This window comes from Syntrophales bacterium (assembly GCA_030655775.1).
Taxonomy (GTDB): Bacteria; Desulfobacterota; Syntrophia; order Syntrophales; family JADFWA01; genus JAUSPI01.
On record JAUSPI010000191.1, the window covers coordinates 1 to 10770 of the forward strand.

General features: G+C 41.5%; 14 protein-coding genes. All 14 read left to right on the top strand.

The genetic code is table 11. The features are described 5' to 3' along the window. Positions 1–224: hypothetical protein (locus Q7J27_10345; protein MDO9529542.1), on the top strand; the 224-nt coding region annotated here is incomplete at its 5' end. A 108-nt stretch (positions 225–332) separates the two neighbouring features. Next, positions 333–500 carry a hypothetical protein gene (locus Q7J27_10350; GenBank protein MDO9529543.1) on the top strand — a complete coding sequence of 56 codons (168 nt, stop codon included), beginning with the start codon at positions 333–335 and terminating at the stop codon, positions 498–500. Between the two features lie 347 nt (positions 501–847). Further along, positions 848–2512, top strand: coding sequence for an arginine--tRNA ligase (gene argS / locus Q7J27_10355; GenBank protein MDO9529544.1), 1665 nt, complete (start codon positions 848–850; stop codon positions 2510–2512). Positions 2513–2620: 108 nt separating this feature from the next. Continuing rightward, positions 2621–3175 carry an SPOR domain-containing protein gene (locus tag Q7J27_10360; protein MDO9529545.1) on the top strand — a complete coding sequence of 185 codons (555 nt, stop codon included), beginning with the start codon at positions 2621–2623 and terminating at the stop codon, positions 3173–3175. Positions 3176–3420: 245 nt separating this feature from the next. Continuing rightward, positions 3421–4752: a signal recognition particle protein gene (gene ffh, locus Q7J27_10365; GenBank protein MDO9529546.1), complete on the top strand. Its 1332-nt coding sequence runs from the start codon at positions 3421–3423 to the stop codon at positions 4750–4752. A gap of 247 nt (positions 4753–4999) precedes the next feature. After that, positions 5000–5248, top strand: coding sequence for a 30S ribosomal protein S16 (rpsP, locus tag Q7J27_10370; protein ID MDO9529547.1), 249 nt, complete (start codon positions 5000–5002; stop codon positions 5246–5248). A gap of 150 nt (positions 5249–5398) precedes the next feature. Next, positions 5399–5629: a KH domain-containing protein gene (locus Q7J27_10375; protein ID MDO9529548.1), complete on the top strand. Its 231-nt coding sequence runs from the start codon at positions 5399–5401 to the stop codon at positions 5627–5629. A gap of 21 nt (positions 5630–5650) precedes the next feature. Next, positions 5651–6151 (top strand): ribosome maturation factor RimM, encoded by a 501-nt coding sequence (rimM, locus tag Q7J27_10380; protein ID MDO9529549.1) that lies wholly within the window; start codon positions 5651–5653, stop codon positions 6149–6151. Positions 6152–6157: 6 nt separating this feature from the next. Then, positions 6158–6928: a tRNA (guanosine(37)-N1)-methyltransferase TrmD gene (gene trmD, locus Q7J27_10385; GenBank protein MDO9529550.1), complete on the top strand. Its 771-nt coding sequence runs from the start codon at positions 6158–6160 to the stop codon at positions 6926–6928. Between the two features lie 68 nt (positions 6929–6996). Then, positions 6997–7560 carry an RNA methyltransferase gene (locus Q7J27_10390; GenBank protein ID MDO9529551.1) on the top strand — a complete coding sequence of 188 codons (564 nt, stop codon included), beginning with the start codon at positions 6997–6999 and terminating at the stop codon, positions 7558–7560. 6 nt (positions 7561–7566) lie between these two features. Further along, positions 7567–7914, top strand: coding sequence for a 50S ribosomal protein L19 (gene rplS / locus Q7J27_10395; GenBank protein MDO9529552.1), 348 nt, complete (start codon positions 7567–7569; stop codon positions 7912–7914). 482 nt (positions 7915–8396) lie between these two features. Beyond that, positions 8397–8993, top strand: coding sequence for a ribonuclease HII (locus Q7J27_10400; GenBank protein ID MDO9529553.1), 597 nt, complete (start codon positions 8397–8399; stop codon positions 8991–8993). A gap of 2 nt (positions 8994–8995) precedes the next feature. Next, positions 8996–9373, top strand: coding sequence for a YraN family protein (locus tag Q7J27_10405; protein MDO9529554.1), 378 nt, complete (start codon positions 8996–8998; stop codon positions 9371–9373). Positions 9374–9720: 347 nt separating this feature from the next. Beyond that, positions 9721–10563, top strand: coding sequence for a 16S rRNA (cytidine(1402)-2'-O)-methyltransferase (gene rsmI / locus Q7J27_10410; GenBank protein ID MDO9529555.1), 843 nt, complete (start codon positions 9721–9723; stop codon positions 10561–10563). The last annotated feature ends 207 nt before the right edge of the window (positions 10564–10770 follow it).

Consider the following 10770-nt stretch of genomic DNA (forward strand, 5'->3'; position numbering starts at 1 on the left):
GGTTAATTCGTGGAGAGAAGTCCGATAAGATACGATACTTAACTTCAAGAGAAGCCATGAAAATTATATATGGTCCCTGGAGTAATGCGGACTACTACGGCACTGTATGGGGAAGGAAGGTAGTAATGCTGGGCGATACAACGCTTTATTATGACGCGGCACTGAAAGACAAATACACATCAGATGAACTGACACTCACATCCTGGAAAGATGATAGAAACTGAGTTTATACAGTTTCAATCTTTTCTTTATAGGTGCCAAAATTTCTTGACTTAATGGTCGTAAACTTATAGCGTGGCGTTCAATGTTATCGAAAGGTGGAGGTTGGCATTATGGGAACGGAGAAGAGATACTGTTCAATATGCGCATGGAGGGGAAACTGCCAGAAGAGATTTAGTGTTACATCGGATTCTTTCGGTAATGTTCACTGTCCCGATTTTACCAGGGATCTTGCCATAAAGGATAAAGATATTGATGAGGTAGAAAAGAAGGAAAAATAAAGTAACCGTTTATGGTTTTCCCTTTCTGTGAATGGGAAAATTTTCGCCATTGGTTTGATAAAATCGTAAATCGGAACCTGCACATAAATCCGGCCTCCCTGAGGTCGGGTGCTTATATTTAGTTTCAGAGAAACGGGTTGGCCTTTTGGCCAACTTTTTTAGTATAAGAAAGGCAAGCTATCAGCAAAGGCCCAAAAATAGACATTGACCCTTCCAGCACAGTAGGATAGACGTCCCGCCTGTCCATAATGGTGAATCGCTTAGACAGCCGAGACGGCTGTCCTACGGGATGGGGAGGACAGTCTTTATTTTCAATGTCTATTTTGGGGTAAGGGAAAGGCTTTTAGATGAAGAAGAAGTTAATTGAATTACTGGAAAATTCTATTAGAACCTGTTCCGATAAACAGATGTTTGAAACAGGAGACCTTCCCTTTATAGAAGTGGAAACTCCAAGGGAGGAATCCCACGGCGACTATTCGTGTACTGCATCCATGGTGCTTGCCTCGAGCCAGGGGGGGAACCCGCGTAAAATAGCAGAACAGATCGTTGAAAATATCGACGATAGCGATAACCTGCTGGCTAAGATAGAAATTGCCGGCCCCGGCTTTATCAATTTTTTTATTGAAAAAGATGCGTGGGTGCCCCTCTTGAAAGACGTGGATGAACAGGGTGATCGTTATGGAGAATCCGATTTTGGAAAAGGCAAGAAGGTGCAGATAGAATTTGTCAGTGCCAACCCCACCGGGCCTCTTCATATAGGACATGCAAGGGGTGCCGTTATTGGTGATGTCGTTACCAATATCCTGAAATCTTCGGGATTCTCCGTTGTCAGAGAGTATTATATTAATGATGCAGGCAGCCAGATGGATATTCTGGGAAAATCTGTTTTTCTCCGTTATCTGGAGCTGCTGGGAAAAGAGATTGAGTTTCCCCCTGAGTGTTACCAGGGAGACTATATTAAAGAGCTGGCCGTAGAGATATCTGAAGAATATGGTGACAAGTATCTTGAAAAAGAAGAGGAAGAAGCCAGACCTGTTTTTACAGATTATGCCGTCGATTCTATTTTGAGTGGAATAAAGGAGGACTTGAATGCCTTTGGTGTAGTTTTTGATAGTTATTTCAGTGAGAAAGAACTTTATAAAGATGATGGAGTCACAAAGCTGCTCGCAGAACTTCAGGAAAAGGAGTTTATCTATGAGGAGGGAGGGGCTCTCTGGTTCAAAACAACCGATTTTGGTGATGAAAAGGACAGGGTAGTGGTCAGGGAAAACGGTGAGCCGACCTATTTTGCTGCAGATATTGCCTATCACCGCGACAAGTATTTAAGGGGCTTCGATATGATTATAGATGTCTGGGGTGCTGATCACCATGGTTATATTCCCAGAATGTATGCCGGCATCCAGTCTCTTGGTAATGAAAAAGAAGCCCTTAAGATTATCCTGGTGCAACTGGTAAATCTTTTAAGGAGTGGAAAACCAGTAGCTATGTCTACACGAGGTGGAGAATTCGTGACCTTGAGAGAAGTTGTCGATGAGGTGGGAAGAGATGCGGCAAGATATAACTTTCTCATGAGACGATCAGACAGCCATCTTGATTTTGATCTGGAGCTTGCCAAAAAACAGTCGAATGAAAATCCTGTTTATTATGTTCAATATGCACATGCCAGGATATCCAGTATCATGAGGTTAGCACATGAACAAGGTTGTAAAATTCCCGGCTTCGGTGATGTGGATTGGAGGTTTTTAACCCTTCCGGAGGAAACTACGCTTATTAAAGAAATTGTCAGATTCCCGGAAGTAGTTGAAGGAAGCGCAAAGGGGCTTGAGCCCCATCGTCTTACATTTTATCTGAACGACCTTGCTTCTGTTTTCCATAGTTATTATAACAAAAACAGAGTGATTTCCGATGACGTGGGTTTAAGCACGGCACGACTTTTTCTTGTTAAATCTGTTCGGATAGTTTTGAGAAACGCTTTAATGCTCTTGGGTGTCTCGGCCCCGGAAAAAATGTGAGTTAAATAGGGACAGCGCCCTTTTTCCTGTAAAGGAAAGAGTTAGCAGAAAAAGAAAAAGGGCGCTGTCCCTATTTAATATTTAATTAATCGAACCAGAGGAAAGTTAATGTCTTCCCGAAATGTAAAAGATTTTGAATTTAGACTGGGCAAGCTTGGATTGATTTTATTTGTCTTCGGGACTTCTCTTTCTCTCTTATTTGCTTTTATTTTTGGAGTTATAGTTGGGAAAAACATTGAAAGCTACCCGGAGAAGATTGTAAAAGGTATTCCCCGTATAACAAAGCAAAAGATTGTCAGGAAACCGGTAGCCGCTGAGGAGACAGTAAAGGAAGAGAAAAAAGATTTTAAACTTACCTTCTATGACACCCTGGCCAGTAAAAGTGATGAATTGGGGAAGGGTGGAGGGGAAAAAGCTCTTGTTGAAAATAAACACATAATACAGGTAGCCTCTTTTAAAGATAGAAAGAAGGCGGAGACGCTCAATAAAAAATTATCTGATATGGGTTACGACTCCGCGGTTGATGAAATTAAGTTGAAATTAAAAGGGACGTGGTTTCGTGTTCGGTTGATGGGTTTTGTGACCCGTAAAGATGCGGAAAAGGTTGCAGTAATCTTAGAGAAGAAGATTAAAGGCTTGAAGTGCATGATTGTTAAAAAATAGTTCAAAGTTTAGAGTTCAAAGTTCCGAGTTTCAAGTTTGGGGGAATGGAATTAACTTTAAACTTTGAACTTTGAACTTTGACAGTCTCGTAAAAAGTCTTTTTTTGTCACCCTGAATTTATTTCAGGGTCTCTAACTTGCTGAAATAATAGATGCTGAAACAAGTTCAGCATGACAAATGACACATTTTGAGACTTTTTACGAGTGCATCAACTTTGAACTCGAAACTTTAAACAGGTATTCATCATGTTTGAAAGTCTGACTGAAAAACTGGAAGGGATCTTTAAAAAGCTGAAAGGAAGAGGCAGGCTTGATGAAGAGAATATCAAGAATGCGTTAAAGGAAATCCGGATGGTGCTCCTTGAAGCTGATGTGAATTTCAAAGTGGTTAAGAATTTCATTGAGGATCTCAGGGTAAGAGCGGTGGGGCAGGAGGTTCTTGGCAGCATTACTCCCGGTCAGCAGGTTGTAAAAATCGTCAATGACAGGCTTGTTGAGCTGATGGGGGGGGAGAGTAGCCAGTTAAAAATTGCCAATAGATTTCCTGCACCCATTATGCTGGTTGGTCTTCAGGGGTGTGGTAAAACTACAACGACGGCCAAGCTTGCCCGTGTCTTGTTAAATAAGGGAAAGCGTGTTTGTCTCGTTCCGGCGGATGTTTACCGGCCCGCAGCCGTCCACCAGTTGAAGATCCTTGGAGAAAATATTGGAGTTGATGTCTACGATTCGAAAGGAGTAGAAGACCCTGTCAGGATTTGTGTTGAGGCTGTTAAAGAAGCAGGTGAAAACAATTATGATGCGGTAATTATCGATACAGCAGGAAGGTTGCATATTGACAGTGAGATGATGGATGAGTTGGAAAAAATAAAGAATGTGATAAATCCATCGGAAATACTGTTTGTTGCCGATGCCATGACCGGCCAGGATGCCGTATCTGCAGCAGGGAAGTTTGACGAACTGCTGGGGATTGACGGAGTAATCCTGACAAAGATGGATGGCGATGCCCGAGGCGGGGCGGCATTGTCCATCAGGGCGGTGACGGGAAAACCTGTAAAGTTTATCGGTGTGGGTGAGAAACTTGATGCCCTTGAAGTATTTCATCCGGAACGTATGGCATCGAGAATCCTCGGTATGGGGGATGTCTTGACTCTGGTTGAGAAGGCGCAGACTGCATTTGATGAAAAGGCAGCCAGGGATCTGGAAAAGAAAATCAGGAAAGATTCCTTCACCCTCGAGGACTTCAAAAGCCAGCTTGTACAGATAAGAAAGATGGGTTCCATGCAGGATATTCTGGGCATGATTCCCGGATTTGGCAAGATGAAGTCATTGAAAAATGTGAACGTAGATGAAGGTGAATTGGTCAGGGTGACGGCTATCATCGACTCAATGACGAAAAAGGAGCGCCTCGATTACCGGATCATAAACGGACAGAGAAGAAAGAGAATTGCCGGAGGAAGTGGCACAGCAGTTCAGGATGTCAACCGGTTGTTGAAGAATTACGTTGAAATGAGGAAAATGATGAAGAAAATAACAAAGGGTGGCATGAAATCTTTGAGAGGGGGTAAATTCCCCTTTTAATAAGATTAAATATGTGTTAGAAAAACAAAATTGATGGTCTTGTAAAAAGTCATAAAGTGCACCATTTGTCGTCCTGAACTCGTTTCAGGATCTCACTTGTTTCAGCATCTAAACATTTCAATAAGTTAGAGGCCATGAATGATCCTGAAACAAGTTCAGGATATGATTCAGGGTGATAAAAAAAGACTTTTTACGAAAGCATCATGATTGTTTTAGAATATTTTTTAGGAGGTGATATAGTTAATAAATGGCAGTAAAAATAAGATTGGCACGAATGGGTGCAAAAAACAAACCTTTTTACAGAATTGTTGTTGCTGATGTCGAATCTTCCAGAGATGGAAGATTTATTGAAATTGTTGGGAATTATGATCCTAAGAAGGATCCGGCAGAGGTTAACTTGAAAGAGGATCGAATTGTCGATTGGCTGTCAAAGGGTGCCAAGCCAACATTAACCGTTTCCCAGTTACTCAAAAAAAAGGGGATTATTATAAGCTGAAAAGAATTGAGGCAGTCTGAGTTGAATAGCTGCTGAAAATGAATCGCGAGCGTGTCTCCCGCAGGTTTGCTGTGGGGATTTTCAAATGGTTGTTCGAGTTATCGTCTATCAAGCAGTTCATATTACAAATAACCGGTGGAGGGTGTTACCATGAAAGATTTGGTAAAGTATATTGCTCAAGCATTGGTAGATAGTCCCGAAGTGGTAGAGGTTTCCGAAATACAAGGTGAAAGGACTTCCGTGCTCGAACTGAGGGTTGCAAAGGAAGACCTGGGCAAGGTTATTGGCAAACAGGGAAAAACCGCAAAAGCTATGAGGACGATTTTGAGTGCAGCATCAGCTAAGCTTCGCAAAAGGACAGTATTGGAGATTATTGAATAAAAAGTAAAAACCTCTTAATTTATGGATCTTTTTGAGATAGGCAAAATTGTTAAACCTCATGGGCTTGGCGGTCGCATGAAGGTGATTTTATATCTGGAATCGAACACGATACTTGAATCACTGAAGGAGGTTTATGTAGGGCTTGAAAAACAAGAGACTAACCTCAAAAAGATAAAAAATATCAAAATCAGCAAAAAACACTTTTTGCTTGAACTTGAAGGTGTGGAAAATATTGTTGCTGCGAGCGCGCTGGTAGGATGTCAGGTTTTAGTACCTTCTGAGAAACTGGAAAAGTTATCAGGAGATGAGTATTACTGGCGGGATATTATTGGACTTGAGGTTGTTACTGAAGATGGTGAGATTATTGGCAGGGTCGAGAGTATTTTACCCACGGGTAGTAACGATGTTTATGTATGCACCAGCGAAGAAAAAGAAATTCTTTTGCCTGCGATAGCTGACGTAGTCCGGAAAATAGATATAAAAAATGGCAGGATGGTTGTCAGACTGCTTAAAGGTTTGTAACAGACTATGATCAGGTTTGATATTTTTTCTCTCTTTCCCGGAATGTTTGAGTCCCCTTTCAATGACAGCCTCTTAAAAAAAGCCCTCGAAAAAGGATTGATAGAAATAAATCTTCATGACATCCGCAGCTATGCTGATGGGAAGCACAGGATGTGCGATGATTATCCCTATGGTGGCGGCGGCGGAATGGTTATGAAGGTGGAACCGGTTGTAAGGGCAGTAGAGTCTGTTGTCCCGGTGAGGTCGGATGCAGCCGTTGTTTTACTGACACCTCAGGGCGAGACCTTCAATCAGGGGGTTGCAGAAGAACTTTCCCGGCTTTCTCAAGTTGTTCTTATCTGTGGTCATTATGAAGGCGTGGATGAAAGGATAAGAGAGAATCTTGTAGACAGGGAGATTTCGACGGGTGATTATGTCCTGACCGGAGGGGAGTTGCCGGCCATGATTGTGGTTGATGCAGTTTCCCGTTTGATTCCAGGCGTTTTGAGTAATAGAGAATCTGCTTTGCTTGATTCTTTTTCAACAGGCCTCCTGGAATATCCCCATTATACGCGTCCAAGAGAATATAGGGGGTGGGAGGTTCCCGATGTGCTGCTCTCGGGGAATCATAATGAGATTAATAAATGGAGGCGCAGGGAATCCCTTAAAAGGACGCTTACGAGAAGACCTGATTTGTTGAGAAAGGTGGAGTTATCGGAGGAGGACAGAAAAATTCTTGAAGAACTTAAAAAAGGAGTCAGGAGCCAGAATTCAGAATTCAGAAGGGAATCGGAATAATTTTATTTATAATCTTCTTTTATTCTGTCTCCTGATTTCTGTCTCCTGACTTCTGATTTTTCATATCCATGGAAAATATTTACATCGCTCTTTTACATTATCCTGTTTATAATAAAAAAGGAGATGTTATTACAACCGCGGTTACCAATATGGATATACATGATATATCTAGATCCGCGAAGACTTACGGCATAAAACGGTTTTATATAGTTACGCCGGTTGAAGAACAGAGAGAGCTGGTTAGACGGATAATACGTCACTGGCAAAGGGGGTATGGCGCTTCTTATAATCCATTGAGGAAAGAAGCGATGGATATTGTCGACTTAAAAGGTACCCTCGATGAGGTATTGGAAGATATCTCGGCAGAATCAAAAAATAAGGTCAGGCTTGTGGTAACGGGTGCAGGACTTCGGGGAAAGTTGACAAAATTCGCAGAATTGAAAAGAAGTATAGCGAAAAGTCAAAATCCCTGTCTTCTGGTTTTTGGGACAGGTTGGGGCATTGTCAGGGAAGTGATTGATGATGCCGACTTTTTCCTTGAACCGATCGAAGGACCATCTAATTATAACCACCTGTCTGTTCGATCTGCAGTAGCTGTTGTATTGGATAGATTGTTAGGAGAGAGGAGTTAGAAAGAAATGAATAGAGTTGAGATGCTTGAAAAAGAACAGATGAGATTAGATATTCCTTATTTTAAATCAGGTGATACCGTTAAGGTGTACGCGAAAATTGTCGAAGGCCAGAAAGAGAGAACACAGATTTTTGAAGGAGTTGTAATAAGGAAAAGAGGGGGAAGTAACCGGGCAAGTTTTACTGTGAGGAAAATATCATATGGTGTAGGTGTTGAAAGAACTTTCCCCCTTCATTCGCCTATAATAGACAGGATCGAGGTTGTGAGAAAAGGAAAAGTCAGGCGTTCCAGACTGTACTATCTGAGAGGACTTAGGGGCAAAAAGGCAAGGATAAAAGAAGCCAATAGAAGGTAGAGAAAGAGAGCTAAAGTTAAAGAAGTTTGAAGTGTAAAGTGAACTAAAGTGCCTAAAGTTGACAGTTTCGTAAAAAGTCGAAATATGCACAATTTTGTCATTCCCGTGAAGCTTGTCCTCGACTCCGATCGGGGAACGGGAATCCAGTCTTTTCAAGCGCTTAATCCTCTGAGAGCTTTGCAAAACTGCAATTCTGGTCATTGCGAGGAGCTTTAGCGACGCGGCAATCTTATGAATTATCAATATGTTATGAGATTGCTTCGCTCGCGCAGCGCAGGCGCTTGCGCCGCGTGTTGCTCGCAATGACAATATTGGTATTATGCAAAGCTCTCCCTCTATGAATTCCCGCCTATAATTGTGCCATATGGCGTTATCTACGCGGGAATGACTGACTTTTTACGAGTGCATCAAAGTTAAGGGGTTTGATCATTTTAACTTTAGCTCACTTTAGGCACTTCAAACTTTAGGCACTTTTAATGACTATGTACAGTTTTGAACTGAGTGCTCATCGTAGCGGCTTTCAGGTTTTGGCTGGTGTTGATGAGGCGGGGAGGGGTCCTCTGTCAGGTCCTGTTGTTGCAGCGGCCGTAGTTCTTCCCCCAAGTTATAAGAATGATGAAATTCGTGATTCAAAACAACTTTCTCCCAAAAAGAGAGAAAGACTATACGAAACAATCAATAGTGATGCCCTTTCAGTCGGGTTAGGTGTTGTAGAATCGCCTGTCATTGATTCCATAAATATTCTTCAGGCAACGTTAATGGCAATGGAAGAGGCGGTTGCAAATCTTTCCCTTGCCGTGGATTATCTTCTAATTGATGGTATCAATAATATTAACGTATCCATCCCGCAACAGACCATTCGCAAAGGAGATTCCCTGAGTATTTCAATAGCTTCAGCTTCTATTATTGCCAAGGTGTCCAGAGATAAAATAATGGAGATATATCATCATCAATTCCCGCAGTATAATTTTCTTAAAAATAAAGGGTATGGTACTCTGGAACATCTCGAGGCCATAAAGAAATATGGGTGCTGTAAAATTCACAGAAGATCTTTCAAGGGGGTAAAAGAATACCTCTAAGCATGAAACAAACGACTACTACTAAGATTCAGACAGGTAAACTGGGGGAAAATATTGCGGCTGATTATCTGGAAAAAGAAGGGTACAGAATTGTTCAGAGGAATTACAGGTGCGTTTTTGGAGAGATTGATATTGTTGCAATAGATGGAAATGTCATAGTATTTGTAGAAGTTAGAAGCAGGAGATCGGCTAAATACGGTTATCCGCAGGAGTCAGTCGGGCATAGCAAGAAAATGAAAATTTCAAAAATAGCATTGAATTATTTGAAGGAAAAGCAGTTTCAGGACTGCCGCGCAAGATTTGATGTTGCGGCGGTTAAAATTTTATCTGAGGGCAGCGAGGTAAAACTTATTAAAAATGCTTTTGATCTGATGTATTAAACTTTGATGTATTCGTAAAAAGTCAGTTTTTGTCACCCTGAATTTATTTCAGGGTCTCTAACTTGCTGAAATAATTAGATGCTGAAACAAGTTCAGCATGACAAATGGTGCAGTTTATGCCTTTTTACGAGACTGTCAAACTTTGGGTCATCTCCAAAAGAGTTGGTATGGTCATAAGGATTCAAGGATTCAAGGGGTCAAGGGTTCGAGTGAACTGCTTAAGCGTTATAAAGAGTTAAAAGTTTGGCAAAGCACTCGACCCCCTGAATCCTTGAACCCTCGAACCCTTTGCATCAACTAATCGGGAGAAGAACCTAAGCCAAACTTTAAACCTTGAATTTGGAACTATGAAGAAGGGAATATTATATATTGTTTCAACTCCTATAGGTAATCTGGAGGATATAACGCTCAGGGCGCTGAGGGTTCTAAGGGAAGTCCAGCTTATTGCGGCAGAAGATACCCGCAGGACAAAGAAACTGTTAAACGCGTATCAAATTCGTACTCCACTCACCAGCCTTTATGATCATAATGAGTTAGAAAAAAGTAATTTTTTGATTTCCAAGATTAGTGACGGGATGAATGTGGCTTATGTGTCTGATGCCGGAACTCCCGGCATATCAGATCCGGGATATATCTTAGTGAATAGAGCGATTGAAAACCATGTCAAGGTTGTTCCTGTTCCTGGCATATCTGCCGTGATAGCAGCACTGAGTGTTTCCGGTCTGCCAATGGACCATTTTGTTTTTAATGGATTTTTGCCTTCCAGAGCAAATAAGAGAAGAGAGTTTTTAGAATTACTGAAGGATGAGAGCAGAACGATGGTTTTTTATGAGTCTCCTAACAGGCTGGTTTCTACACTTCGGGATATAGAAAAAATTATGGGGAACAGGGAAGTAGTTGTTTCCAGAGAGTTGACAAAGGTTTTTGAAGAGATATTAAGGGGAGATGTCAGGAAAATTATGGACTCTCTGCAAGAAAGGGTGGTAAAAGGAGAAATTACTCTTGTAGTTGCGGGAAAAGAAAAAACACCTCGTCAGTTTTCGGATGAAGAGATACGAATCATGGTTGAAAAATTGCGTGAAGATCTCGAACTTACGACAAGAGATATAGTAGATGTAATTTCCCGGGAAACAGGCCTTTCAAAGAGGAGGGTTTACAAACAAGTTTTGAAACTGGTTGAAGATGTATAGCCAGTACGTATTCTCCTCAAAATGCTTTGATAACTTTAATAAGAAGGTTGAATTTGTCAAAACCACATTGTAAGTTATGAGCTCAATTGGATAAGGGAGAACATCATGGGCAAATATGAGAAACCGGAAGAAAGGATGGAACCCGTTGTTGAAGGGTCGCCGTTTGTTGATGACCCGTTAGGGGAAGTGGATAAAGATTTGTCGTAT

Excerpts from the sequence above, each read along its gene's own strand:
- Q7J27_10350 (MDO9529543.1), top strand. The coding sequence starts at position 333 with ATGGGAACGGAGAAGAGATACTGTTCAATATGCGCATGGAGGGGAAAC.
- argS (MDO9529544.1), top strand. The coding sequence starts at position 848 with ATGAAGAAGAAGTTAATTGAATTACTGGAAAATTCTATTAGAACCTGT.
- Q7J27_10360 (MDO9529545.1), top strand. The coding sequence starts at position 2,621 with ATGTCTTCCCGAAATGTAAAAGATTTTGAATTTAGACTGGGCAAGCTT.
- ffh (MDO9529546.1), top strand. The coding sequence starts at position 3,421 with ATGTTTGAAAGTCTGACTGAAAAACTGGAAGGGATCTTTAAAAAGCTG.
- rpsP (MDO9529547.1), top strand. The coding sequence starts at position 5,000 with ATGGCAGTAAAAATAAGATTGGCACGAATGGGTGCAAAAAACAAACCT.
- Q7J27_10375 (MDO9529548.1), top strand. The coding sequence starts at position 5,399 with ATGAAAGATTTGGTAAAGTATATTGCTCAAGCATTGGTAGATAGTCCC.
- rimM (MDO9529549.1), top strand. The coding sequence starts at position 5,651 with ATGGATCTTTTTGAGATAGGCAAAATTGTTAAACCTCATGGGCTTGGC.
- trmD (MDO9529550.1), top strand. The coding sequence starts at position 6,158 with ATGATCAGGTTTGATATTTTTTCTCTCTTTCCCGGAATGTTTGAGTCC.
- Q7J27_10390 (MDO9529551.1), top strand. The coding sequence starts at position 6,997 with ATGGAAAATATTTACATCGCTCTTTTACATTATCCTGTTTATAATAAA.
- rplS (MDO9529552.1), top strand. The coding sequence starts at position 7,567 with ATGAATAGAGTTGAGATGCTTGAAAAAGAACAGATGAGATTAGATATT.
- Q7J27_10400 (MDO9529553.1), top strand. The coding sequence starts at position 8,397 with ATGTACAGTTTTGAACTGAGTGCTCATCGTAGCGGCTTTCAGGTTTTG.
- Q7J27_10405 (MDO9529554.1), top strand. The coding sequence starts at position 8,996 with ATGAAACAAACGACTACTACTAAGATTCAGACAGGTAAACTGGGGGAA.
- rsmI (MDO9529555.1), top strand. The coding sequence starts at position 9,721 with ATGAAGAAGGGAATATTATATATTGTTTCAACTCCTATAGGTAATCTG.